General features: G+C 68.9%; 22 protein-coding genes and 1 pseudogene. 9 read left to right on the forward strand and 14 right to left on the reverse strand.

Annotated features, from left to right (window positions below; all coding sequences use genetic code 11):
* Window positions 1-102: 102 nt before the first annotated feature.
* A pseudogene (locus D1832_RS11820) lies at window positions 103-1,791 on the forward strand (long-chain-acyl-CoA synthetase); the annotation flags it as partial.
* On the opposite strand, the gene D1832_RS11825 reads toward D1832_RS11820, so the two are convergent.
* The 4 genes from D1832_RS11825 to D1832_RS11840 form a co-directional block, all read right to left on the reverse strand.
* Entirely contained in the window at window positions 1,782-3,377 is a 1,596-nt protein-coding gene (locus tag D1832_RS11825; protein WP_118914260.1) for a fatty acyl-CoA synthetase, read from the reverse strand. The pseudogene D1832_RS11820 and the gene D1832_RS11825 overlap by 10 nt on opposite strands.
* 80 nt (window positions 3,378-3,457) lie before the next feature.
* Window positions 3,458-4,132 (reverse strand): leucine efflux protein LeuE, encoded by a 675-nt coding sequence (gene leuE, locus D1832_RS11830; RefSeq protein ID WP_118914262.1) that lies wholly within the window; start codon window positions 4,130-4,132, stop codon window positions 3,458-3,460.
* Window positions 4,129-4,635 carry an acyl-CoA thioesterase gene (locus D1832_RS11835; RefSeq protein ID WP_118914264.1) on the reverse strand — a complete coding sequence of 169 codons (507 nt, stop codon included), beginning with the start codon at window positions 4,633-4,635 and terminating at the stop codon, window positions 4,129-4,131. Before D1832_RS11835 ends, leuE begins: the two co-directional genes overlap by 4 nt.
* Before the next feature lie 50 nt (window positions 4,636-4,685).
* Window positions 4,686-5,525, reverse strand: coding sequence for a histidine phosphatase family protein (locus D1832_RS11840; RefSeq protein WP_118914266.1), 840 nt, complete (start codon window positions 5,523-5,525; stop codon window positions 4,686-4,688).
* Between the two features lie 48 nt (window positions 5,526-5,573).
* Here D1832_RS11840 and D1832_RS11845 point away from each other — a divergent pair, with 48 nt between their 5' ends.
* The gene (locus tag D1832_RS11845) at window positions 5,574-6,467 is read left to right on the forward strand and encodes an alpha/beta fold hydrolase (RefSeq protein WP_118914268.1); all 894 of its coding nucleotides are present in this window, start codon (window positions 5,574-5,576) and stop codon (window positions 6,465-6,467) included.
* Window positions 6,468-6,729: 262 nt separating this feature from the next.
* Window positions 6,730-7,146, forward strand: coding sequence for a hypothetical protein (locus tag D1832_RS11850; RefSeq protein WP_118914270.1), 417 nt, complete (start codon window positions 6,730-6,732; stop codon window positions 7,144-7,146).
* Between the two features lie 3 nt (window positions 7,147-7,149).
* Here the strand turns inward: D1832_RS11850 and D1832_RS16015 are convergent, their stop codons facing one another.
* Window positions 7,150-7,887, reverse strand: a complete 738-nt coding sequence (locus D1832_RS16015) for a transglycosylase family protein (RefSeq protein WP_118914271.1) — start codon at window positions 7,885-7,887, stop codon at window positions 7,150-7,152.
* Between the two features lie 287 nt (window positions 7,888-8,174).
* Between D1832_RS16015 and D1832_RS11860 the strand changes: the two genes are divergently transcribed.
* Complete coding sequence (locus tag D1832_RS11860; RefSeq protein ID WP_118914273.1) at window positions 8,175-8,891, forward strand: response regulator transcription factor; 717 nt, start codon at window positions 8,175-8,177, stop codon at window positions 8,889-8,891.
* Window positions 8,892-8,901: 10 nt separating this feature from the next.
* Here D1832_RS11860 and D1832_RS16020 read toward each other — a convergent pair whose 3' ends face one another.
* The 6 genes from D1832_RS16020 to rraA all read right to left on the reverse strand — a co-directional run bounded on the left by D1832_RS16020 (window position 8,902) and on the right by rraA (window position 14,487).
* Window positions 8,902-9,270 (reverse strand): transglycosylase family protein, encoded by a 369-nt coding sequence (locus D1832_RS16020; RefSeq protein ID WP_052947189.1) that lies wholly within the window; start codon window positions 9,268-9,270, stop codon window positions 8,902-8,904.
* Window positions 9,271-9,478: 208 nt separating this feature from the next.
* The gene (locus tag D1832_RS11870) at window positions 9,479-10,123 is read right to left on the reverse strand and encodes a hypothetical protein (RefSeq protein ID WP_118914275.1); all 645 of its coding nucleotides are present in this window, start codon (window positions 10,121-10,123) and stop codon (window positions 9,479-9,481) included.
* A 119-nt stretch (window positions 10,124-10,242) separates the two neighbouring features.
* Entirely contained in the window at window positions 10,243-11,499 is a 1,257-nt protein-coding gene (locus D1832_RS11875; protein WP_118914276.1) for a fatty acid desaturase family protein, read from the reverse strand.
* 14 nt (window positions 11,500-11,513) lie between these two features.
* Window positions 11,514-12,596 (reverse strand): ferredoxin reductase, encoded by a 1,083-nt coding sequence (locus D1832_RS11880; protein WP_182434776.1) that lies wholly within the window; start codon window positions 12,594-12,596, stop codon window positions 11,514-11,516.
* A gap of 88 nt (window positions 12,597-12,684) precedes the next feature.
* Window positions 12,685-13,890 carry a hypothetical protein gene (locus D1832_RS11885; RefSeq protein WP_147362691.1) on the reverse strand — a complete coding sequence of 402 codons (1,206 nt, stop codon included), beginning with the start codon at window positions 13,888-13,890 and terminating at the stop codon, window positions 12,685-12,687.
* Between the two features lie 81 nt (window positions 13,891-13,971).
* Complete coding sequence (gene rraA / locus D1832_RS11890) at window positions 13,972-14,487, reverse strand: ribonuclease E activity regulator RraA (RefSeq protein WP_118914281.1); 516 nt, start codon at window positions 14,485-14,487, stop codon at window positions 13,972-13,974.
* Between the two features lie 433 nt (window positions 14,488-14,920).
* Between rraA and D1832_RS11900 the strand changes: the two genes are divergently transcribed.
* Both D1832_RS11900 and D1832_RS11905 read left to right on the forward strand, forming a co-directional pair.
* Window positions 14,921-15,358, forward strand: coding sequence for a hypothetical protein (locus D1832_RS11900; protein WP_147362692.1), 438 nt, complete (start codon window positions 14,921-14,923; stop codon window positions 15,356-15,358).
* A complete protein-coding gene (locus D1832_RS11905) occupies window positions 15,355-15,732 on the forward strand; it encodes a hypothetical protein (protein WP_118914285.1) in 378 nt (125 codons plus the stop codon). The genes D1832_RS11900 and D1832_RS11905 overlap by 4 nt, the downstream gene beginning before the upstream one ends.
* 13 nt (window positions 15,733-15,745) lie before the next feature.
* On the opposite strand, the gene D1832_RS11910 is transcribed toward D1832_RS11905, so the two are convergent.
* From D1832_RS11910 to D1832_RS11920, 3 genes are all read right to left on the reverse strand, one after another.
* A complete protein-coding gene (locus tag D1832_RS11910; RefSeq protein WP_118914287.1) occupies window positions 15,746-16,477 on the reverse strand; it encodes an AraC family transcriptional regulator in 732 nt (243 codons plus the stop codon).
* Between the two features lie 96 nt (window positions 16,478-16,573).
* Window positions 16,574-17,230 (reverse strand): response regulator, encoded by a 657-nt coding sequence (locus D1832_RS11915; RefSeq protein WP_118914289.1) that lies wholly within the window; start codon window positions 17,228-17,230, stop codon window positions 16,574-16,576.
* Complete coding sequence (locus tag D1832_RS11920; RefSeq protein ID WP_182434777.1) at window positions 17,227-18,393, reverse strand: sensor histidine kinase; 1,167 nt, start codon at window positions 18,391-18,393, stop codon at window positions 17,227-17,229. Before D1832_RS11920 ends, D1832_RS11915 begins: the two co-directional genes overlap by 4 nt.
* Window positions 18,394-18,442: 49 nt before the next feature.
* On the opposite strand from D1832_RS11920, the gene D1832_RS11925 reads away from it, so the two are divergent.
* The 3 genes from D1832_RS11925 (at window position 18,443) to D1832_RS11935 (ending at window position 23,620) form a co-directional block, all read left to right on the forward strand.
* The gene (locus D1832_RS11925) at window positions 18,443-19,222 is read left to right on the forward strand and encodes a GAP family protein (protein ID WP_182434778.1); all 780 of its coding nucleotides are present in this window, start codon (window positions 18,443-18,445) and stop codon (window positions 19,220-19,222) included.
* Between the two features lie 98 nt (window positions 19,223-19,320).
* Window positions 19,321-22,929: a proline dehydrogenase family protein gene (locus tag D1832_RS11930; protein WP_118914293.1), complete on the forward strand. Its 3,609-nt coding sequence runs from the start codon at window positions 19,321-19,323 to the stop codon at window positions 22,927-22,929.
* Between the two features lie 142 nt (window positions 22,930-23,071).
* Window positions 23,072-23,620 carry an LURP-one-related/scramblase family protein gene (locus D1832_RS11935; protein ID WP_118914294.1) on the forward strand — a complete coding sequence of 183 codons (549 nt, stop codon included), beginning with the start codon at window positions 23,072-23,074 and terminating at the stop codon, window positions 23,618-23,620.
* The last annotated feature ends 16 nt before the right edge of the window (window positions 23,621-23,636 follow it).

The raw sequence follows: 23,636 nt of genomic DNA on the forward strand, positions 1-23,636 counted from the left end.
AACTGGAAGCAGGCCCTCGCCCAGCTCGCCGCGGCCTACCCCGACCGGATCAACCCCTACCTGTGACCACCCCGCTTACACAGACAAGTTGACACGCCCGGGCAGGTGGCTCGCAACGCCCCTGGTCTGCTCGTGCGGCGGCCGACGACGAAGTCCTCCATCGGTGCCGTCTTCCAGGATCTTGCGGGCAAGCAGCCCGAGCGCACCTTCGTCATCGCCGACGAGGGCCGCCTCACCTACGGCGAGGCCAATGAACGCGTCAACCGGTACGCGTCTGTGCTGCGCGACGCCGGGGTGCAGCGCGGGGACGTCGTGGGGCTGCTCTCCCACAACTCCATCGACATGCTGCTCGTCATGCTCGCGACGGTGAAGCTCGGCGCGGTGAGCGGCCTGCTCAACTACAACCAGCGCGGGGACGTACTCGACCACAGCCTCGGCATTCTCGACGCCCGCGTCGTCGTCCTCGAGGAGTCGCTGCGCGAGAGCCTCGAGACCGCGCCCTCCGCGGGGCAGCAGAACGTCATGACGCTCGACGAGATGCGCGCCGCCGCCGATGGTGCGCCCGCACCTGCCGCGCAGAACCCTTCCGAGTGCGCCGAGACGCGTGGCCACGAGAAGGCCTACTACATCTTCACGTCGGGCACGACGGGCATGCCCAAGGCCTCGATCATGAGCCACCACCGCTGGCTCAAGTCCTACTCCGGTCTCGGCGGTCTCGGCGTGCGCCTGCGGGCGGACGACACGCTCTACTGCTGCCTCCCGCTGTACCACAACAACGCCGTGACGGTCGCGCTCGGTGCAGTGCTCAACGGCGGCGCGTCCATGGCCATTGCGGGCAAGTTCTCGGTCTCGAACTTCTGGGACGACATCGTCCGCTTCGACGCGAGCTCGTTCGTCTACATCGGTGAACTGTGCCGCTACCTGCTCGGCCAGCCCGAGCGTCCGATCGAGCGTCAGCATCGTGTGCGTGTCATCGTCGGCAACGGTCTGCGCACCGACATCTGGCGCGAGTTCCAGGAACGGTTCGGCATCGAGCGCATCGCCGAGTTCTACGGCGCCAGCGAGTGCAACATCGCGTTCATCAACGCCTACAACCTCGACGAGACCGCCGGCACGTGCCCGCTGCCGCACAAGGTCGTCCGCTACGACCCGGACACCGGCGACGCGCTGCGCAACGCGAAGGGCCGCCTCGAGCAGGTCAAGACCGGCGAAGTCGGCCTCCTACTCGCCAAGGTGACCTCCGGCCAGCCGTTCGACGGCTACACCGACGAGGGTGAGACCGAGAAGAAGCTGCTGCGTGACGGCTTCCGCAAGGGTGACTGCTGGTTCGTCACCGGCGACCTCGTGCGCCGTCAGGGCTTCCAACACGTGGCCTTCGTCGACCGCCTCGGCGACACCTTCCGCTGGAAGGGTGAGAACGTCGCGACGACCGAGGTCGAGGCTGCGCTCGAGCGCCTCCCGCAGGTGCAGGACTGTGCCGTCTACGGCGTCGAGGTTCCGGGGAGCGACGGCCGTGCGGGCATGGCTGCCGTCGTCCTGCGCGAGGACTTCGACTCCAGTGACGTGGCCGGCCGCCTCGCCGAGATGCTGCCCAAGTACGCCGTGCCGCTGTTCGTGCGTGAGGTCCAGTCGCTCGAGCAGACGTCGACGTTCAAGTCGCGAAAGGTCGAACTGCGCGACGCGGGCTACGCCGGTGCGGGCGACGACCGCGTCTGGGTGCTGACGAAGGAGGGCTACGTGCCGTTCTACGAGGGCTACCCCGAGGACGTCGCCGGCGCGCGTCAGCCCTGAGGCACGTCCAGCGGCTGCGCCTGGGCGTGCTCCTGACGTAGGTCACGCTTGAGGATCTTGCCGCTCGCGTTCTTCGGTAGCGCATCGACGATGACGATGACGGTCGGGGTCTTGAAGCCCGCCAGCCGTTCGCGGCAGTAGGCGCGCAACTCCTCGACCGTCACGTCGAGGCCCTCCTTGGGCGTGACGGCAGCGGCGACGGTCTCGATCCACGTCGGGTGCGGCACACCGAACACCGCGACCTCCGAGACGGCCGGGTGGGTGTAGATGGCCTCCTCGACCTCGCGGCTCGCGACGTTCTCGCCGCCGGTCTTGATCATGTCCTTCTTGCGGTCGACGATCGTGATGTAGCCCTCGTCGTCACGCGTGCCGAGATCGCCCGAGTGGAACCAGTCGCCCTCGAAGGCTGCGGCCGTCTTCTCCTCGTCGTTCCAGTATCCCCACGTCGCGTGCGGGCTGCGGTGGACGATCTCGCCCACCTCTCCGGGGGCCACGTCGTCGCCGGCGTCGTCGATCAGGCGCGTCTCGACGTAGATCGCCGCACGACCGGCGGATCCCGGCTTGCGCAGTTGGTCCTCCGGGCCGAGGACGAGGGCGAGTGCACTCATCTCCGTCTGGCCGTAGAAATTGAACAGGTCGATGTTCGGCAGCCGCTTGCTCAGCTCCTTGACGATCTCAACCGGCATGATCGATGCGCCGTAGTACCCACGCTTGAGCGACGACAGGTCACGCGTGTCGAAATCCGGGTGACGCAGGAGCGAGATCCAGACGGTCGGCGGGCAGAACAGGCTCGTGGCGCCGTGCCGCTCGATCGCCTCGAGCAACGCGCCCGGCTCCGGGCCGTCGAGGACGACGTTCGTCGCGCCGAGGGAGGCGTACGGCGTCAGCATGCAGTGCTGTGCGGCCACGTGGAAGAGCGGCAACGCGTGCAGGGCGACGTCGTCACGCGAGAAGCGCCCTTCGACGATGCAGCTCACGTACTGCGCAAGCAGGCTGCGGCTCGTCATGATCGTGCCCTTGGGGCGCGATTCGGTGCCGCTCGTGTACATGAGCTGCAGCGGGTCGTCGTCGGCGATGTCGACGACGGGTTCGCTCGTATCCTCGTGGGCGAGCAGCGTGTCGCTCGCCTCCCAACCCTCGGGAGCCGCGGCGCCGATGACGACGCGTAGGCCGATGTCGGTGCTCGCCTTGCCCATGGCGCGCTCCGCCGTCCGCACGAGAGCGTCCTCGACGATGAGGCCGCGGGCGCCCGAGTGCTCGAGGATGTAGGCGACCTCGTCGGCGTTGAGCATGAAGTTGACCGGAACGCAGATGGCACCGAGCTTGGCGAGCGCGAACGTCACGACGACGAACCCGGCGTTGTTGTGCGACAGCAGGGCGACGCGCTGGCCCTTCGTCACACCGCGTTCGGCCAAGGCGTTCGCGCACGCGTTGACACGCTCGTTCAGCTCGGCGTAGGTGTAGCTCGTGTCACGGTGGACGAGCGCGAGCTTGTTCGGCTCACGCGCAGCGCTGCGCCGCAGCACGTCTCCGAGGGCGTTGCGACGGGCGGTGGCGACGGACTCGGACACGGCGGCGCTGAACATGGCGGACCTCTCCACGGGGACGTGACCCGAGTCACATTACCGAGCGGCCTCGCCGTGCGGGCACCCACGCCGCAACCGTCTCAGAACGAGGCGGAGGCCAGCTTGATGGCGAAGAGGCAGAAGGCCGTTCCGGCGACGAGGTGAGCGCCGATCACCAGGCCCGGGCGGCCGCTCGCGCGGTGACCCAGCCGCGCACTCACCGCGATGACGGTGGCGAGGTAGGCGGCGCTGATGCACTGCATGATAACGGCCAGCACGCCGAAGTTGCTCCACAGGTGCGGATCGTCGGGGTGGACGAACTGCACGAAGAACGCCGCGAAGAAAAGGATCGCCTTGGGGTTGAGCAGGCTCGTCGCGAGCGAACGGCGGAACGGGGAGTAGCGCGCGTCGTGCATCGTGAGCGTCGTCTCCGTCGGCTCTGCTCCTGTCGCCGCGGCAGAAGGGCGAGCTTCGCGGCGCAGGGCGATGCCCTGGCGGATGAGACCGAAACCCAGCCACGCGAGGTAGGCGCCACCTGCGAGCGTCAGGAGGCGGAAGAAGACCGACCCGCCGGCCAGCAGCGTGCCGGCGCCGAGCACGGCCAGCACCATGAGCACGCCGTCACCGATGAAGACGCCGAGAGCGGCACGCCATCCCGCGGCGCGGGAAACCTTTGCGGCCGTCGTCGCGACGAAGAGGGAGTTCGGGCCGGGCAGCAGGGCGATGAGAACCGCCCCGAGCGTGAACTGTGCGAGCTGCGTCAGGGTGAGCGTCATGGACGCTCGAGCGACGCCTCGCCGGCGCCCAACTCCTGAATGGCCGAACGGCGTGCCAGGCGGTGCTCGCGACGCAGTTCGGCTGCGCGGTAGCGGCGGCGGTCCTCGTCGGTCTCCGGCACGAGTTCGGGCACGGTGCGCGGCGCTCCGTTCTCGTCGACCGCCACCATGACGAGGAAGGCCGTGGCGACGTGGACGGGTGCGGTGAGCTCGTCCCAGCGTGTCGTCTCGACGCGCACGCCCACCTCGACGGAGGTGCGGCCCGCCCAGTTGACCTGCGCCTTCACGGTAAGGAGATCACCGACGCGAACCGGCGCGAGGAACACCATCTCGTCCATCGCGGCCGTCACGGCGGGGCCGCCGCTGAACCGGGCCGCCGTGGAGCCGGCGGCCTCGTCGACGAACTTCATGACGTTGCCGCCGTGCACCGTTCCGAGAAGGTTCGTCTGCTGCGTCCCCATCATCTGGGTGAGCTGGAGCTGGGTCGTCGACGGTGCGGTCATGCCGCCATTGTCGCGCACTCGAACCTGGGCTCGGACAGGGCGTTCACCGCTCAGCGGTTCGTCACGAGATCCGGGCCGTCGAGGTGGGTGAACTCGTTGAACGTGAGCACGTGTGGGCCGTGACGGTCGATCGTGATGCGGGTGACGCCGGTGTTGACCGCCGCGAGGGTGAACTGCTTCCACGCGTCGAGGCTGTCGGCCGCGGCGAGGTGCGCCATCGTCCAGCACACCGGACCCGCCGACGTCACGACGACAACGTGCTCTTCGGTGCCGTCGACGATCGAGCCGAGAGCATCGTTGATGCGCGTCGCGAACTCGGTGAAGCTCTCCGGGTAGTCGTGGTCGAAGTCGCCGCTGCTCCAGCGGTCGACGGCCTTGGCGAAGGTGTCCTCGAAGGCGATGCGGGGGCGCAGCGTGCGCACCATGTCGGCCTTGAGCACGAGCATGTTCTTGTACGCCGGCTTGTAGGCCGTGAGCAGTGCGCGGTGGTCGAGCTCGTTCCACCGCTCGTCGAGGCGCCGACGAAGAACGGGCGGGGCGTGCGTGACGCTGATGTCGGCACCGAGGTCGGGAACGTCCGTCGTGGCGGACTTGGCCCTGTCGGCTTTGTCCTTCTTGGTCTTGTCACCCTTGGCCGATGCTTCGGCCGTCTCGGTGTCGTCCGTGACGTCGGTGAGCGTCCACCCTGCGCCGGCGGCGATCTCCGCGAGCGTCTGGCGATGTCTCTTCATGGATCCGCTCACGAGCAGGGACGGCGTGATGCCGCGGCGGGCGAAGTCCTTGCCGAGCAGGTAGGCCTGCTCGTGCCCGGCCTCGGAGAGGTTGTCGTAGTCGGACTTGCCGAACGACGCCTGCCCGTGGCGCACGAGCCACAACGAACGCGTTTCCATGACCCAATCTTGTCTCATGCCATGTGACTCGTCGGTAATGTTCGGCGAGTGAAGCTGGAATGGGCGCCCGGAGAGCACGTCGAGGTTACGTTCACCCCCGCCGAGGACGAGGCCGCACCGCTGCTCGTCGTCTGGCCGGCGTTCGGAACGCCCGCTCGCTTCTACCGTCATCTGGCGCCGGCGCTTGCCGCCGCGGGCCTCGCGAACGTCGTTGTCGAGTACCCGGGCCGGGAGACTCCGCGCGGCGTCGGGCGTCACTCCTCGTACGGGTACGACGCGCTCGCGACGAAGGTTCACGAAGCAGTGATGACGTACGCGCACCGGGAGCGCCCCGAGGCACCCGTCTACATCCTCGGTCACAGCTTGGGTGCCCACATCGCACTGTTCGCAGCGGCGATGCACGCCGGCGACGATGCCACCCGGGCCGGCTTCTCGCCGCGTGGCCTCGCCCTGGTCGCGACGGGCAGCCCCTACTGGCGAGGCTTCGAGCGCAACGGGTTCCTGCGCTCCTACCTGGGCACGGGTTTCATGGCGTTCGTGGCGCGCACCGTGGGGTACTGGCCCGGCGATCGACTCAAGTTCTGGGGGCGCCAGTCGGGCGTTCTCGTCGCGGATTGGGCCCGGTTGGCCCGAACGGGGCACGTGCGGCCCAAGGGCGCCGAGCGCAGCTACGACGATGCCCTCGCCGCCTACACCGGTGACGTGCTGGCCATCTCGTTGCCCGAGGACCCACTCGCGCCTGTCACGGCGCTCGAGGAATTGTTGAAAATCGTGCCGCGAGCCCGGGTGACGCGCCGTCACGCCGCCATCCGCGTTGGGCACATCCAATGGGTGCGCCGCCACGAGGAGATCGTCGGACTCATCGCCGAGTGGGTGCACACCCAGGAAGCCGAGCAGAGTCCGAACGCTCGGGCAACGACGGGCGTCGACGTGCAGGCCTGAACCGCGTCGCCCGATCCGCCATGCGCGCGGTCTTGTCCTCGCCGGAGTCAAGGATTCGAACGACCCGTGCTCGATACGATCGCGTCAGAAGGGGCGTGGTCAGAAATGGAATTCAGACTCGAAGAGCGGTGGTTCGTCATCTCGGATCCGGGCGGCGAGCCGTGGGCTCTCATCCGGCAACTCCCGAACAGCAACATCGAGCGCTACCTGCCCGGGCGCGGTGTGTGGGTGCCTCGTCAGGAGATGGCCGATTACCTGTTCGGTGAGCCCGGAGCGCCAGGTACTGCCGGAGAACCGGGAACTCGCGAAGAAGATTTCCACGCTGGTCGACGGTGTGGATCCCGACGCCGAGCCGAGCGAGAGCCCCGCGCCGGCGCCGCAGTCGAACCTCGCCCCCGAGTTCGTCGACGAGCGCGGGAGCGCGACCTCAGGTGGGAAGGTCCATCCGAACGCGCAGTCGCTCGGTGAGATGGAGTCGGGGCCGAAGTCCGCGGACGAGGGCGGATTCAGCGAGGAGTACACGCGTGTCATCAGCGGGGACATGACGCACGAGGAGTACACCGAGTGGTACGAGTCGACGCGTCGAGACGGACGCGCGTCCCCGCCTGACGCGACATGCCCGCCGACCCGCGTCCTGCCCTCGGGGGGCGAGCAGGTGCGAGCCGGCGGGGGCCGGTGAACGTCAGGCAGCGGCCTGTTCCGGGGCGTGAGCTGCCTTCGGCGACAGCGTGTTCGACGCCTTCTTCGCCGGCTTTGGCGTGTTCGGCTTCGCGTGATGCTTGCCGCCGTGTGCGTGCGGCGCGTGGTTGTTCGCGTCCTTGCCGTGCGGCTTCGCAGCCTTCTTCGCGGGGGCGTGGGCGTGCTTGGCCCCCGGCTTCTGGGCCTTCGGGGCGTGCGGCTTCGCGGCCTTGCCCGTTTGCGTCGTCGGTGAGGTGGACGACGTGGAGGAGGTCGTGGTCGTGCTCGTGGTCGCAGCGGTCGACGCGCTGGAGGTCGCAGTGGTGTTCGCGCTCGCGGTCGTGCTCGTCGACGACGTGGCCGGTGCGCTCGTCATGCTCGACCAGCAACTGCTGCTCGCGGCCCAGGGCGAGGTGCCCATCTGCGCGTAGAGCTCCTGAGCCGCAGCGTCCTGCACGGAGGCAGGCGCCGACGCGGCCGTCGAGTAGCCGGACGCGGCCGAGAGGCTGCGCCACGTCGAGTCGAGGAATTGGTAGGCGCCGGACGCGCCGCTCGAGGCGTTCACGGCCTGGTAGTTGCCGCCGCTCTCGCAGTACTTGATCTTGGCGAGCGTGGAACTCGCGGACGACGTGGTGGCGGCGTTCGCGGTGCCGGCGAGGCCGGCTCCGGTTGCACCGAGCAGGGCGATACCACCGGCGACCGTCATGGCTCGAACTCGCATGGGCTTCTTCATGGGGGACATCTGGTGTTCCTTTCATCGGTTGACGTCATCAACCGTGACGAGGCTTCGTTGCCCCCGCCTGACGTCCGGATGTCGCCGCCGACACGCTGTGTGCCTTCTGTGAGCAGCCGCGAGGCAGCGGGAGTGTGGCCGAAGTGGAGATGGAACCCGTTGATCTGCAGTGAGTTACGTGGGGAGGGCGCCGTCCGAGTGACGCCTTCGCAGCCTCGCCTCGCCGCCCGACGGCGCTCCTCAGCGCGGCGACCGTTCTTATCGAACTCAAAGCCGTGCTCCCTACGTTCTGCGGCATGAAAGCACTCATCGTGGACGAAGGCGGCCGTGTGGCCGAACGACTGCATCCGGCCCTCGAGCAGGAGGGGTACGTCGTCGAGTCGGCGCATGCGCGGGGCGAGGCGTTGTGGCTGGCGGGCGAGTCCGACGTCGACGTGGTCGTCGTCTGCTCCTCACGCCCGGGAGTTCACGACGTGCCCACGATTGCGGCGCTGCGCGAGGAGGGCGAGAGTGCGCCGATTCTCGTCATGGCTCGCCGCGGCAGCAGCAACGAGACGGTCGCGGCCCTCGATGCCGGCGCCGACGATGTCGTCGTCTCACCCGTGCCATTCGCGGAGGTGGCGGCACGCCTGCGGGCTCTGACGCGCCGCCCGCCGACGCTCCTGCCGGACGACCTCACCCTGGGCGACCTTCGCCTCGATCGCGCGGCACGCTGTGCCGTCCGCGAGGATAAGGGTGAGCCCGTGACGATCGCGCTGTCGGCGCGTGAGTTCGCCCTGCTCGAACTCCTCATGCGTCATCCCGGCCAGGTCATCTCGCGCGCTCGGATCGCCGATCACGTATGGGGCGCGGGCCACGAAGCGGGTTCCAACGTCGTCGACCAGGTCGTCAGTCACCTGCGTGCGAAGCTAGACCGTCCCTTCGGGCGCCGCGACATCGTGACGGTGCGTGGCGCGGGATACCGCATGACGAACGGCGCCCATCCCGCATCGGGGATGAGCGCCGCATCGTGAAGCGAGGGCTTTACTTGGCCCAGCAGCTGCTGCTGGCAGCCCAGGGCGAGGTGCCCATCTCGTTGTAGAGCTCGAGAGCAGCGGCGTCCTGCACCGAGGCCGGCGCGAACTTGGCGCGGGAGTACCCGGCCGAGGCGTCGAGGCTCTGCCACGTGGTGTCGAGGAACTGGTAGGCGCCCGAGGCGGTGCTCGTCGGGTTCTGTGCCTGGTAGTTGTTGGAGCTCTCGCAGAACTTGATGGCGTCAAGCGTCGGCTTGGCCTGGCTCCACGTCGCGGCGTTCGCGCCGCTCGCGAGACCCATGCCCGCCGTGCCGAGGAGGGCAAGGCCTCCGGCGACTCCGGCTGCGCGCTGACGAAGGTTTCGGCTCGAGTGGAACATGGGTCACCTCTCGTGTCGACGATGGGGGTGGGAGGGCACGTTCGCCCTCCCGGCTGATCTTCCTTCCTAACAAGGGCGCGGGGCGTGATGCAAAGGCAACCGCTACCCGAACAGCCACCACACCCCGTGAGAACCCCGCCCTGGCGCGGCAAACACAAAGTGGCGCCCGGCCGAAGCCGGACGCCACTTGCTCGCCTGGAGCGATCGATCAGCGCATCGCGCGACGGCGGCGTGCGACGAGGACGACGCCGGCACCTGCGATGAGCGCTGCCGCGGAGCCCGTGGCGGTCAGGGCGGTGGCGTTGGACGACTGCGGGACGACGCGGTCGGTCTGGACAATGGGGCCGGCGGCCGGCGGGGCCGTCTCGGCGGGCTGCGACGGGGTGGCGCCGGGCACGCTCGGCATCTCCCCTTCCATGCCGATGAGCTTGGTGAACCAGGCCTCCCACTCGGCTTCGGAAGCGTCCATGGAGGGCAGAGCCGGCAGACCGAACATCTTCGCGACCTTGTTCGCCCACGCCTCGAACTCGGCATCGGAGGCGTTCATGGCGGGCAGGGCCGGCAGGCCGAACATCTTCACGACAGCGTTGACGAAGGCGTAAGCCTCGGCCTCGGTGGCGTCGGCGCCCGGGAAGGCCGGCAGACCCATGGTCTTGGCGGCGTGCGTCAGCCACGCCTCGATCTCGGCGTCCGTGGCGTTCGCACCCGGGAACGGGGGAAGCTTCGTGGCGGCCTGGGCGACGGCCGGAGGCACCGTGGGTGTCGGCGTCGGAGCAGCGACGGCGGGGGCGGCGAAGGAGAGGGCCACAGCAGCGGTGCCGAGGCCCGCGAGCGCACGGGTCTTGAGCGACATGGGAGTCAACTTTCGTCGGGGCCCATATCGTTCCGATCGGAGCATGCGGGCGTGATACAGGTCATTATGCGGTACGCCACAGGAATCTTGCGATTCCTGTGGCGCGCCCATCGGGGAACTCAGGCAGCCCGGTAGGCGGCCCACTCCTCGCGGGTCGGCACGGCGAGCACGCAGATGTTCTTCCACGTCGAACCGAGCTGACGGCCGAAGCGTCCGGTGTTGTAGGGAAGCCCGTAGCGGCGGCAGATGTCGCGCACCTTCGGGGCTACCTCGATGTAGCGGTTGCTCGGCAGGTCCGGGAAGAGGTGGTGCTCGATCTGGTGGCTGAGGTTGCCGGTGAGGGTGTGGAAGACGCGGGTGCCGTCGATGTTGGCCGAGCCGAGCATCTGACGCACGTACCAGTCACCGCGCGTCTCTCCGTCGATCATCTCCTCCTCGAAGGTGTCGACGCCGTCGGGGAAGTGCCCGCAGAAGATGACCGAGTGCGCCCACACGTTGCGCAGCGCGTTGGCGGCCACCGTGCCCCCGAGGGCACGTGCGGCGATCGACGCGAACCGTGCGGGGCGTCCGAACGCCTTGCCGACGACGGCGCCGACCGCTGCTGCCGCGAGCGGCGTCGCGATGTAGTCCTTGAGCACCATGCCGACGGCCTTGTCGCGCAGGTCGCGCATGTCGGACATCATCTGCTCGCGGGTCTTGTACCCGGCCTTGTACTGATCCCATTCGATGTCGTAGCTCGCGATGCCCCACTCGAACGTGGGCGCGAGCAGCGCGTTGACGAGTGGGTTGAAGACGTCGCGCGGCTTCCACGGCTGGTCGTCGGAGACACGCAGGATGTTGTAGCCCACGTCGCGGTCCTTGCCGATGACGTTGGTCCACGTGTGGTGCAGGTCGTTGTGCGTGTGTTGCCAGCCCTTGGCCGGCGCCACGAAATCCCACTCCCACGTCGTGGAGTGGATGTCGGGGTCGCGCATCCAATCCCACTGCCCGTGCAGGATGTTGTGCCCGAGTTCCATGTTGTCGAGCACCTTGCCGAGCGCGATGAGCCCGACGCCCGCGCTCCACGCGATGCGGCTGCGCGCACCGATCATGGCGACGCGACCGGCGAGCTCTGTGACGCGCTGGATCTTGACCATCTTCTTGATGTAGGCCGCGTCCTTGGCGCCGCGCTGGGCGAGAACCTCGTCACGGATGGCGTCGAGTTCGGCGCCCAGGCGCTCGACGTCCTCGTCGGACAGGTGCGCCGCCGTCGGCGGGCGGACGGCGACGTGGCCGCTCGTGGGCAGAACGCCGGTACGACGTTCGGGGTTCGCCGCGGCGCGACCCGTTTTGCGGTCGAACGCCCCGGCCTTGGGCTCGGTGGTCGTGACAGTCATGACAACTCCTGAACTTACGCGTCGAGGTGCACAGGCCCAACGGCTGCGCTGATGCAGGTCTGGATGAGTTCACCTTCGTCGGAACACAGTTCGCCCGAAGCAAGGTTACGGACGGTGCCGCTGACGAGCGGCGTGAGGCACGTGCGGCAGATGCCCATGCGGCACCCGGAGGGAAGCAGGACGCCGGCGTCCTCGCCGACCTCGAGGAGGGAGGTGTTGCCCTCCGCCGTGGCTTCCTTGTCGGACTTCTCGAACGTGACGAGCCCGCCACGCGCGTTGGGGTCGGCGAACAGCGTCGGCATGAAGCGCTCGACCGTGAGCTCGTGCGGCAACTCTTCGGTGTGCCAGAGCTTCTCGGCGTCGTCGAGCATGGCTTGCGGGCCGCAGACGAACGTCTTGCGGGAGCGCCAGTCAGGGCACAGCTCGTCGAGCTCGTGCGTCGTCGCGAGATCGAGACGCCCCTCGTGTGCGGTGAAGCGGTGCACGAGCGTCAGGCTGTGGTGCTCGTCGTTCATGCGCTTCAACTCGTCGAGGAACAGCGTCTCGTCCGGCGTGCGTGAGGAGTGAACGACGACGACGTCCGCGTCGTGCCGCTTCGGCAGCAGGGTGCGCAGCATCGACATGACGGGCGTGAGGCCACTGCCGGCCGTCAGCATGAGGAGCGGACGCGGGCCGCTGGGCAGAAGGAAGTCGCCCTGCGGCGGCGCGAGGAAGAGCACATCACCGCGCTTCGTCGTGCGGACGAGGTGCGTCGACACGCGACCCACCGCGGTGACGGTGATGGCCGGGTCGTGGCCCTCGGCCGTGGCGAGGGAGTAGGAGCGCCAGTTACGGGCACCGTCGATCTCGACGCCGATGCGCGCGTATTGACCGGCCTTGTGCGGATCCCACCCGCCGCCCGGCTTGAACTCGATGGTGGCGGAGTTCGGCGTCTCGTGACGCACGGCCGTGACGACGCCGCGCAGCTGGCGGCTCGAGACGAGCGGGTTGAACAACCGCGCGAACTCCTGCGGCGGCACCGGCGAGGTGAAGACCTCGGCGGCACGCCAAGCGGCCCGCCGGAAGCGGGCAGGCTGCTGCGAAGCCGAAGGAGTCACTGAGCCATTGTCCAGTACGTCAGGATCACATTCCTCCGAGGAGGGGGTAAAACGCACTGGGCTTTTCGTCCCTTGAGCACAACCGGGGTCAGCGTCCGGTGCGTGCTCGCCACTCACGCCGCGTCTCACCGGGCCGAGGCAGGTCATCGGAGGAGGCGTCGGTTTCACCCTCGCTCGCACTGTCGTCGTGGCTCTCCGAGAAGCCCGACTCAGGATCCGCAGGGGCATCGGTCGGCGGGGGAGCGCTCGACGTGCTCTGACCCTCGACGGTTTCGGGAGCCTCGGGGTCGACCTCGAATTCGGGCACCTCACGGCGGGCATCGAACTCGTCCTCGGGGGAGGCGGGGTCGCGGGTGTCACGTGAGACGCCTGCCGGCGGGCGGGAACCCGCCTCGGTGTCACCGCCCTTCCAGGCGCGGTGTTCCTCGTCGGTCCGCACGACGCCGTCCTCGCCGAGCACGAGGCCCTCGGGCAGGTCTTCGTCAGCAGGCGGCAGGTCGGAGGGAATCTCGGGCTCTTCGTCGCGGAAGGTGGGGCCGACTCGCTCGTCGGGTGCCTGGTAGCTCGAGGTGTCTGCGACGCCGAACGGCGGGAACCCCGCGAGCAGTTCGACCTGACCCACGACGACGGACCCCGGCGTCGGGGCGCCTTCGAGAGGCAACGGGGTGCACAGGTCGACCTCACCGCACACCGTGGCGATTCGCGAGACGAGGAACTCGTGGCCCGTGAGGGAGTTCTTCTGCACCTCGGCGAACTGGACGGTGCCGCTCAACGTGGCGAGCGCGTCATCCGCGTTGTCGCTCGGGAGGAAGGTCTCGATCTCCATCGTGGGCGGCCACGCGAGCCCGAACTGCTTGACCTCGGCGGGCGGTTCGCCCTCGAAGCCGGGTAGTGCGCTGCGGGGCGAGTCGAAGAAGTCCTCGGCCGTCGGGAAGAACTCGGTGTCGATACCCATGGCCACGAGCGCCACACGTCCGACGGGCGCCCAGCCGACGGTGTAGCGGTTGTTGGGCACAACCGTGAACGGGTCGAGCTCGAAGCCCGAGACATCGGTGAAGACGACCTGCGCGAGCCCGTTCTCCATCGGCGTGATGCCGCGGTACGGCGTGCGAACAGGCGTTGAGAAGCCGGGGCGCGCGTACTGCGCGTTGCGGTCGAGGAACAGCGTTGCGCCGCTGGAGTCGACCCAGAGGTTGGTGCTCGACAGCTCGTGCACCGGCTCGCCCTTCTCACGGACGATGCTCGCCAACGACGAAGGGTCGGTGAAACCGATGCACGCGACTGTGGAACTCATGATCCAAAGGTAGGCGAGCGCCGTGCCCGGTGCCACCTATCGAGGGGCGATCAGTCGAGTCGCAGGGCGCGCCGGTCGGTGTCAGGCGACGGTGGAGAGGCGCTTCGCGTTCTCTGCTGAGGTGACGACGACGCCGTCCTCGTCGCTCCACAGGTGATCGCCCGGGGTGAACGTGGCGCCGCCGAAGCTGACGGGTACGTCTTTCTCGCCCTCGCCGGCCTTGGCCGACTTGCGCGGGTTGGTGCCGAGCGCCTTGACGCCGAGGTCGAGCTCGTCGACGGCAACGCTGTCGCGGATGGCTCCGTTGATGACGACGCCCGCCCAGCCGTTCTTCACCGCGGCCTCGGCGATCATGTCGCCCATGAGGGCGCTCTCGACGTTGGCGTCGCCGTCGACGACGAGCACCTTGCCCTCGCCGGGGGAGTTGAGGGTCTCCTTGACGATCTGGTTGTCGCGGAAGCAGCGGACCGTGACGATCGTGCCGTGGAAGCGGGCCTTGCGTCCGAAGCGGCGGAACTGCGTCGAGCACGAGTCGAGGGCGTCCTCGAGTTCGTCGTAGAGGTCAGCGGTCGTGATTTCGGCGTTCGTCTCGGACATGGGTGCCTCTCGTGTGGGTGCGGCCTGACGTGGGTACCACCGTAGAAGTCGAGCGCTCGTAATGGGGCGCAGTGCGCGCGATCGGTCAGGATGGTGACGTGACCCACTCGTCCGACGCACAGCTGCGTGCCCAACTCTTCGCTTCCGGCGTCCCGATGTTCGTGCGGCCGAAGGACCGGCTTCGGGGGCTGTCCGGGCGTTGCGCCGCGCCCTTGCTCACCGTGCTCGTCGTCCTTGTTGCTCTTGGACACCTCGTGGGCGTGGCGGAGGGTCTCGGGTCGACGCCTGTCGAGCAGGTCGCGGGGAGCACGCAGGCCGACATCCTCGTGACCATGAGCGTTCTCGTGCTTTCGCCTGTGTGGCTCGCCGTGTTCGCCTGGGTGCTACGGCGCCGTCGGGAGGGGGGGCTCGCGTCGGCGTATCCGCCGTGGCGGTGGTGGCACTCCTGGGGTCCAACGTCGTGCACGGTGTCTCCTGGGTGGCTTCCTTCCGCGAACGGCTCGTCCTCGTGATCCTTGTTGTGCTCGCCGCCTACGTCGGAGCCGGCGCCGTCGGCCTGTGGGCCTTGCGATGCGTGGGGCGCGAGCTCGACACCCTCGGGACGATGGTCGGACGCGTCCTTCCGGTGATGACGCTCACGACCCTTTTCATGTGCTTCAACGCCGAGGTGTGGCAGGTCGTCCGCCACCTCTCGATGGGCAGGACGTGGCTGTTGGCGCTCGTCGGCAACGGATTGGGCCTGGTGTTCGCACTGTTCGTCTCGCGCGACGTGCTCGGTGACCTTCAGGACCGTTTCGCGCGAGCCGAGCCCGGCGCCCCGCGCCTGCGTCCCGGCGAGCGAATCAACGTGCTCGTCCTCGGTTCGTCGTGACACTCGTGCAGAACGTCCTGCTCGCTGCCGTCGTCTTCTGCTTCTTCATCGGCATCGGGTGGCTCGCGGTGCCCGACGCGACGGCCACGGCCTGGATGGGGTCCGCGCCCGTGTCCTTCACCGGCACGTGGTCGGTGCTGCCGGTCAGTCAGAGTCTCGTGCAGGTGAGCCTCATCATGGCTGCAGTCAGTGGGCTGAACTTCACCGCCGTCTCCACGAGCGATGCGACGTACCGTCGCACGTTCGTCGACCCCGCCTTCGAGGAGGTCGAGGAGGCCCTGCGGGTGCGTCACGCCTATCTCGCGACGGGCCGCGACGACAACCCCGGCGCCCCCGACAACCCGGACAACATGGCGGAGAACTCGGCGTCGTGACGCCCGTTCGGCGTCACATGGACTTGCGGTAACGGCCCGGCGGGATGCCGACGAGGCGGGTGAACGTACGGCTGAACCCCGCCTGGTCGGCGTAGCCGCAGAGGTCGGCGATCTGGGCGAGCGGCATGTCGGAGCCGGTGAGCAGCCCGCGGGCCACGTCGATGCGCGTCGAGAGGATGAGTTGGCCGGGCGAACGCCCGAACACCCGACGGCAGCGGCGTTCGAGGGTGTCGACCGAGCATCCCGCCACGCGGGCGAGATCCTCGGACGTGACGTTCTCGCCGAGATGGGCGCGGATGTGCGCGACGACGGCACCGAGGGACGTCATCGTCCGGTCGTCCGCCGCACCTTCCCCGACGTCCTGCGACATGCTGACGACGCCCGTCACCCGCCCGTCCTCGTCACGCAGCGGCACCTTGGCGGTGACGTGCCAGCGGAACGGGCCGCCCGGAGCGCGGATGAGTTCCAACTCGTTGAACAGGGGGCGTCCGCTCGAGTGGACGCGGGCGTCCTGCTCCTCGTAGCGGTCGGCGAGTTCGGCGACGAACAGTTCACCGGCCCGGCGCCCGAGCACCTCGGCGCGGGAGCGCTTGTTCGTGCGTTCGACGAAGGTGGGGTTGACCGCGATGTAACGGCCGTCGGCGCCCTTGACGCAGAACATCGTGCCGGGAAGGTGGTCGACGAGTTCGAGCACCGCGGGCCCCAGAGCGCCTGCGAGGGCGCTGAGTTCGGGGCCGTCGGGCATGGATCAAGAATACGGGTGCTTCAGCCCGGGATTTTGTAGACGTTCCGCGCTGTATAGGACGCCGAATGTCTACAGAATCACCCGGACGCGACGCGCTCAGGGGACGAGGCCGGCGCGGCGGGCCGCAATGGCGGCCTGAACCCGGGTGGTGCACCCCAGCTTCGTCAGGATACGCGAGACGTGGGTCTTCACCGTCGACTCGGCGATGAAGAGCGACGACGCGATGTCGGCGTTCGACAATCCCTCGCCCAGCGCTGCGAGGATCTCGCGCTCGCGGTCGGTGAGATCGCTTGGCCATGTTGATCGTTCGTCAACTGCAGGCGGGCGCTCGGTCGCGACGAAGCCCGTGATGACGCGGCGCGTCACCTCAGGCGAGAGCACGGCTTCACCGGCGGCGACGCGACGCACCGCGTCGGCGAGAGGGCCGGCGTCGATCGTCTTGACGAGATAGCCGTCGGCGCCGGCGCCGAGGGCTCCGACGACGTACTCGTCGATCTCGAAACTCGTGAGCACCAGAACGCGTGACCAACCGTTCGCGACGATCTCGCGGGTCGCCGCGATGCCGTCCGTGCCCGGCATTCGCACGTCCATGAGCGTGACGTCGGGGCGCAGGCTGCGCGCCTGCGCGATGGCAACGGCGCCATCGCGCGCCTCGCCGACGACCTCGATGTCGTCGCATCCGTCGAGGATGAGGCGCAGCCCGGAGCGGATCGCCGTGTGGTCGTCGGCGAGCAGGACGCGAATGTCGGTCATGCCACCACCTCACCAGAGTCGAGCGGAATGACGGCGTGAACGCGCCACCCTCCGTCGTGCGGACCGGCCTCGAAAACGCCGCCGAGCGAGGTGACACGCTCCGACATCGACGTGAGGCCGTACCCGCCGTCGCTCCTCGGACCGACTCCACACGGCGAGTCGACGGTGATGGCGAGGTCGCCGTCACGCGTCACGACGAGCTCGGCTTGCCCTCCGGGGCAGTGACGCTCGACGTTGGTCAGCGACTCCTGGGCGACCCGGTAGGCCGCGTGCGCGACCTGGGGTGGCAGATCGCCGAGAAGTGCCGGCTCGTACCGGGCATCGATCTCGAGGCCGCGACCGCGGGCTGCGTCCACCGCATCCTCGAGGTTCGACGGCGGCATCGCCGGGCCCCCGTCAGGCCGCAGAACGGCGAGCATCGAGCGCAGTTCGCCCATGGCCTGCTTCGACGTCGTCCGGACCCCCTGCAGAGCCTGCGGTGCGACCTCCGGATTCGCGAGGCCCGCCTCGGCGTGGATCGTGATGGCCGCGAGGTTGCCCGACAGTGCGTCGTGAATCTCGCCGGCCATCGCCTCGCGCTCGCCTCGACGGGCCTGCTCCTCGCGAAGCGCCGCCATGCGCGCCAGATCCTCGGCGCGAGCTCGTTCGGCCTCGACGAGGTCGGCCTGCTGCTTCGCCGACTCGCCCCACCAGTACGACGTGCCGAGGACCGCGAAGACAGTGAGCGCCGCCATGATGGCGACGCGTAGGTCGCGGGTCGCCACGAGCGTCAGCACACCGACGGCTGCGATGACGGCGACGATGACGTGGGCGAGGTGGTCGGCGATCCGTCCCCGCCCGTAACGCCCGGCCGCGTGGACGAGTTCGATGAACACGAGCAACGACGCGAGGCTCCCGCCGAAGAACCCCTCGGCGACGAAGACGAGAACGCCGACGCCGATCGCGGTGAGCGGGCGCCCACGCCGAACGGCCATGAGCGCACAGAGCACCGCGAGGGGTGCGAGATGCCACCACCGTTCGAGTGTCCACGGCGTGTCCGTCCACGTCTCGACAAGACCGATCGGCACGAGGGCGACACCCAGCGCGAACATGCCGAATGCGCCGCGCAGGTCACGGCTCGTCACGTCAGCGGATGCAGGTTCGGCGGGGGCCACGTCAGTCATTGCAGCATGCCGCGGGGCGCGGTGCGTCCCTCGAAAGGATGACGCCGGTGTGCGCGAACGGCACTTCCTGCCGACGCGCGAGTACGGCGCGCGCGAGCACGCTGAGCGCATGGACCTCGAACTCGCTCTCACCCTCGTGGTGCTCGCGCTCGTCGACGCGACGAGTCTCGGTACCCTCGTCATCCCGGTGTGGTTTCTCCTCATGCCCGGACGGCCACGCGTGGGTCGGATGCTCACCTACCTTGCGGCCGTCGTCGGCTCGTACGTCGTGCTCGGTTTCGTGTTGCTCGCCGGTGCCCTCGTCTTCCTCGAACGGATCTCGGCCTGGTTCGCAGGGTCGAGCGGAGCCCACGTTCTGCTCGCCGTCGGAGCCGCCATGTTTCTCGTCGGCGTGTGCATGCCGACGAAGAAGGACGCCGAACCAGGACGCCTCATGCGCAGGATCACCACCTGGCGCGACCGGGCGATGGGCGCCGACGGCGACGCCGGCGTCAAGGCCGTCGTGGCGCTCGCCGTGGTGGCCGTCCTCGTCGAAGCGGCGTCGATGGTGCCCTATCTCGCGGCGATCGGTCTGCTCTCGGCGGCACCGATGTCGACGCCGGAGCGGGGCCTCGCGCTCGTCGCGTACTGCCTCGTCATGGTGGTGCCCGCCCTCCTGTGCCTGGCGGCGAGGCTCATCCTGCACGAGCGCATCGAGCGACCGCTCCAGCGCTTCGGGGCCTGGATCGAACGCACGAGCCACGAGAACCTCGCCTGGGCGCTCGCCATCATCGGGTTCCTCCTCGTGCGCCACGCGTGGATGGCCGGCGCCCGCCCGCCCTGGATGTGACCGGAACATTCGCTTCTGCCCCGTCATTGCGCGCAATCCGCGGCCACGCTGCGGCATTTGGGCAAGACATACGGACCGGTAGGGCGAACACTGACGGTATGAGCCAGATCACTGACGCGCCGCACACCCCCGCGGCGCCCGACATCGACCCCACCGCCGTCTTGCGCGACCTCGCGGACGAAGCCGTCGCCCTCGCCAAGAAGTGGGGCGACGCCACCGAAGCCGGCCAGACGAAGGCCGAGAAGCGCACGAGCGATCAGCTCGGCGCGCTGCTGCGTGACGAGAAGGGCCTCGACCTCGCGGTGAAGTTCGTCGACCGCGTCGCCCGTCCCGAGGACAACACGGCGGCCGCGCGCGAACTCGCGCGCCTGTCGTCCAACGAGGCCACCGGGTTCATGGGGCGCATCGACGCCGCGCTCATGGGCATCGGTTCGCGCGTCGCCACCCTCGCGCCGCCCGTCGTCGTGCCCGCCGCGCGCAAGCGCCTGCGTCAGCTCGTCGGTCACCTCGTCGTCGACGCCAGTGACCCGACGCTGGGCAAGCACCTCGCCAAGGCGCAGGCGGACGGGTTCCGCCTCAACATCAACCTGCTCGGCGAAGCCGTGCTCGGTGAGGCCGAGGCCGCTCGTCGCACCGAGTCGACCCGCAAGCTGCTCGCGCGCGACGACGTCGACTACGTCTCGATCAAGATCAGCTGCCTCGTCTCGCAGATCTCGACCTGGGACACGGAGGGAACGGTCGAGCGCGCCCTCGAGCGCCTGCGCCCGATCTACCGGGTGGCGAACGAGGCCTCGCCCAAGAAGTTCGTCAACCTCGACATGGAGGAATACCGCGACCTCGACCTGACGATCGAGCTGTTCACGCGACTCCTTTCCGAGCCCGAGTTCCATGACCTCGAGGCCGGCATCGTGCTGCAGGCCTACCTGCCCGACGCCGTGCCCGCGCTCGAGCGACTCATCGACTTCGCGAAGAAGCGCAAGGCGGCCGGTGGCGCCGGCATCAAGGTGCGTCTCGTCAAGGGGGCCAACCTCGCGATGGAGCGCGTCGAGGCCGAGGTGCACGACTGGGAGCAGGCACCGTACACCTCCAAGGAGGACGTGGACGCCAACTACCTCGCGTTCATCGAGCGCGCCACGCGCCCCGACGCGATGGAGGTTTGCCGACTCGGTGTCGCCTCGCACAACCTCTTCGACGTCGCCGTCGCGCACCTGCTGTCGGAGAAGCGTGGCGTGAGCGACCACCTCGACGTCGAGATGCTGCAGGGCATGGCGCCCTCGCAGGCGCGCGCCGTCAAGGCCGACGTGGGCACGGTGCTGCTCTACACGCCGGTCGTGAAGTCGGAGGACTTCGACGTCGCCGTCTCCTACCTCATCCGCCGTCTCGAGGAGAACGCGGCCGAGCAGAACTTCCTGCACGCCATGTTCAGCCACGACGACGAGGCCGACGACAAGTACAAGTACGTGCGCGACGGCCTCACCGGCACCGGTCGCCTCACGCCCATGGAGGATCAGGAGCGTCGTTTCCGCGAGTCCGTGGACGCTCTGGCCTCGACGCCCGTCGGGCCGCGCCGCAGCGCCGAGCGCAAGCCGATCGGCGACTACTTCGAGAACACCGCCGACTCCGACCCGGCGCTGCCGGCCGTGCGTGAGTGGGCGCTCGCGGCAGTGACGCGTGAACCCGCGCCGCTGACCTCGCCCGAACTCACGTCGCTCGAGGCCGTCGACGAGGTCGTGAGCCGTGGCGTCGGCGCGCACGAGGCCTGGGCCGCTCGCCCCAACGCGGAGCGTGCCGCGCTGCTGCGCGAGGCCGCACGCGAACTCGAGAAGCGTCGTGGTGACCTCATCACCGTCGCGGCCGCCGAGGGTGGCAAGACGATCGATCAGGTCGACCCCGAGGTCTCCGAAGCCATCGACTTCGCGCGCTACTACGCCGACAGGTGCGAAGACCTCGTCAGCGGAATGGCCTCGGACGGAGCGCGATTCGAGCCTCACAAGCTGACGCTGGTCACGCCGCCGTGGAACTTCCCCGTCGCCATTCCTATCGGTTCCGTGCTCGCGGCGCTCGCGAGCGGATCGGCCGTCATCATCAAGCCGGCGCCGCAGACGGTCGGCTGCGTCGAGGTCGCGATGGAGGCCCTGTGGGCCGCCGGCATCCCGCGCGAGGTGGCCCAGGTCGTGCGCGTCGAGGAGAACGAGAACGGCAAGGCGCTCGTGTCCCACGAGGACGTCGACACCGTCATCCTCACCGGCTCGATCGAGACGGGGCGCCTGTTCGCCGGCTGGCGTTCGCGTCACGCCGGTGGCCCGCGCGTGTTCGGCGAGACGAGCGGTAAGAACGCCCTCGTCGTCACGCCTGCGGCGGACCTCGACCTCGCGGCCGCCGACCTCATGAAGTCGGCGTTCGGCCACGCCGGGCAGAAGTGTTCGGCGGCCTCGCTCGGTATCCTCGTCGGCTCGGTCGGCTCCTCGCGTCGTTTCCGTGAGCAGCTCATCGACGCCGTGGAGTCGCTGCGCGTCGGCTGGCCGAGCGACCTCGGCACGACGATGGGCCCGGTCATCGAGCCGCCGTCGGGCAAGTTGCTCAAGGCGCTCACGACCCTCGAGGAGGGCGAGACGTGGCTCGTCGAGCCGAAGCAGCTCGACGAGACGGGTCGCCTGTGGTCGCCCGGCCTCAAGGACGGCGTGAAGCCCGGCTCCTTCTTCCACATGACCGAGGTCTTCGGGCCCGTGCTCGGCCTCATGCACGCCGACTCCCTCGAGGAGGCGCTCGAACTGCAGAACGCGACGCAGTTCGGCCTCACGGCAGGCATTCACAGCCTCGACGAGGACGAGATCGAGTACTGGCGCGAGCACGTCGAGGCCGGCAACGGCTACGTCAACCGGCACATCACCGGCGCCATCGTGCAGCGTCAGAGCTTCGGTGGCTGGAAGGAATCGGTCATGGGCCCGGGCGCCAAGGCCGGTGGCCCCAACTACGTCGCGCAGTTCGGTACGTGGGTGGCGGACGGCGTTGCTCGTCAGGGTGCGCCGGTCATGCCGCGCGTGCGGGACCTGCAGGAGATCCTCGCGCCCCTCGCGCGTGCCGAGGACGACGCGGCGTGGCTGCTCGCGTCGCTGCGTTCGGACGCCTACGCGTGGCGTGAGGAACTCGGTATCGAGTCCGACCCGTCGTCGCTGCGCGCGGAGAGCAACATCTTCCGTTACCGCCCGCAGCCGCGCGTCGTCGTGCGCGCGGAACTCAGCGAGGGTCTCGACGCCGATGACCGGGCAGCCGACCGCACCCTCGTCGAGGTGGCGCGTCTCGTGCTGGCCGCGCACCTCGTCGGTTCGTCGGTTCGCCTGTCGTGGGACATCGCTCTGCAGCCGGCGCTCAAGCGACTCGAGGAGACGGGTGAGGGCCGCCAGGCGCTCGCGTGGCTCGACCGCGTCGGCGAGGTGGAGAGCTCCGCGCAGTTCGTGTCGTGGGCTCGCGCGCAGGCGCTCGACGGCGAGTCGCTGCGTATCCGCATGGTCGGCGCGGACGCCGACGGTGAGACCGCTGCGGCGCTCGCCGAGGCACCTGCTGCCGACCAGGGCGCCAGCATCACGCCGCTGTTCGGCGAGGTGCTCTCGACCGGCCGTCGTGAGCTGCTGACGTTCCTGCGCGAGCAGGCGATCAGCCGCACCCTGCACCGCTTCGGTCACGTGCCGCCGGAGCTCGTGCGCTGATCGACGCCACGAAAGGACGCGCCTCGCAGTCGACGCTGTGGGGCGCGTTCTCGTGTCATCGGCCCGGTGTCGCGGCGTCGGGGAGTGACGGTGGCAGCCGCGCGGCCACCATCTCGTGTCGGGAATCGGGCACCATGAATCCGTGGCACTTCTTCAGTCGGACGTTCTCGTCATCGACCAGGTCACGAGCTTCATGGGTAACGACTTCGCCATCATGGACGCCGGTGGGCAGCCGATCGGGCGCATCGGCACCGACGGTGGTGCTCTGAAGCGCTTGGCCCTCGGCAACCGTGAACTCACCATTCTGGACACCGACGGCTCCCTGTTCATGCGCATCGACGACGTGATGAACTTCGGGCGCGACCGCTACGTGCTCTTAGACCCAAGCGGTCATCAGTTCGGCGAGGTGGTCAAGGAGTTCACGTTGTTCTCCAAGCGGCTCACCGTGAACCTCCCGGACGCGACGCTGCAGTTGTCGGGCAGCTTCTTCGAGCGCGAGTTCGAGGTGGTCGGCCCCGGTGGACCGGTGGCTCGCGTGTCGCGCCGGTGGCCGGGCATCGGCGCGGCGTTCCTCGGCAAGGAGCGTTACGTCCTCGGGTTCACTCCTGGGGTTCCCGGCCCGACTCGCGCCGCGACACTGGGCGCGGTCGTCGCGCTCGACCTCATCCGAGCCAAGGGCCAACAGGGTTAATCCGGCTTCTCCTCGG

This window comes from Dermacoccus abyssi (assembly GCF_003515945.1).
GTDB lineage: Bacteria > Actinomycetota > Actinomycetes > Actinomycetales > Dermatophilaceae > Dermacoccus > Dermacoccus abyssi.

What these genes read in the sequence shown, in the direction of transcription:
- D1832_RS11825 (WP_118914260.1), bottom strand. Translation starts at nt 3,377, where the DNA reads ATGTTCAGCGCCGCCGTGTCCGAGTCCGTCGCCACCGCCCGTCGCAAC.
- leuE (WP_118914262.1), bottom strand. Translation starts at nt 4,132, where the DNA reads ATGACGCTCACCCTGACGCAGCTCGCACAGTTCACGCTCGGGGCGGTT.
- D1832_RS11835 (WP_118914264.1), bottom strand. Translation starts at nt 4,635, where the DNA reads ATGACCGCACCGTCGACGACCCAGCTCCAGCTCACCCAGATGATGGGG.
- D1832_RS11840 (WP_118914266.1), bottom strand. Translation starts at nt 5,525, where the DNA reads ATGGAAACGCGTTCGTTGTGGCTCGTGCGCCACGGGCAGGCGTCGTTC.
- D1832_RS16015 (WP_118914271.1), bottom strand. Translation starts at nt 7,887, where the DNA reads ATGTCCCCCATGAAGAAGCCCATGCGAGTTCGAGCCATGACGGTCGCC.
- D1832_RS11860 (WP_118914273.1), top strand. Translation starts at nt 8,175, where the DNA reads ATGAAAGCACTCATCGTGGACGAAGGCGGCCGTGTGGCCGAACGACTG.
- D1832_RS16020 (WP_052947189.1), bottom strand. Translation starts at nt 9,270, where the DNA reads ATGTTCCACTCGAGCCGAAACCTTCGTCAGCGCGCAGCCGGAGTCGCC.
- D1832_RS11870 (WP_118914275.1), bottom strand. Translation starts at nt 10,123, where the DNA reads ATGTCGCTCAAGACCCGTGCGCTCGCGGGCCTCGGCACCGCTGCTGTG.
- D1832_RS11875 (WP_118914276.1), bottom strand. Translation starts at nt 11,499, where the DNA reads ATGACTGTCACGACCACCGAGCCCAAGGCCGGGGCGTTCGACCGCAAA.
- D1832_RS11885 (WP_147362691.1), bottom strand. Translation starts at nt 13,890, where the DNA reads ATGAGTTCCACAGTCGCGTGCATCGGTTTCACCGACCCTTCGTCGTTG.
- rraA (WP_118914281.1), bottom strand. Translation starts at nt 14,487, where the DNA reads ATGTCCGAGACGAACGCCGAAATCACGACCGCTGACCTCTACGACGAA.
- D1832_RS11910 (WP_118914287.1), bottom strand. Translation starts at nt 16,477, where the DNA reads ATGCCCGACGGCCCCGAACTCAGCGCCCTCGCAGGCGCTCTGGGGCCC.
- D1832_RS11915 (WP_118914289.1), bottom strand. Translation starts at nt 17,230, where the DNA reads ATGACCGACATTCGCGTCCTGCTCGCCGACGACCACACGGCGATCCGC.
- D1832_RS11920 (WP_182434777.1), bottom strand. Translation starts at nt 18,393, where the DNA reads ATGACTGACGTGGCCCCCGCCGAACCTGCATCCGCTGACGTGACGAGC.
- D1832_RS11930 (WP_118914293.1), top strand. Translation starts at nt 19,321, where the DNA reads ATGAGCCAGATCACTGACGCGCCGCACACCCCCGCGGCGCCCGACATC.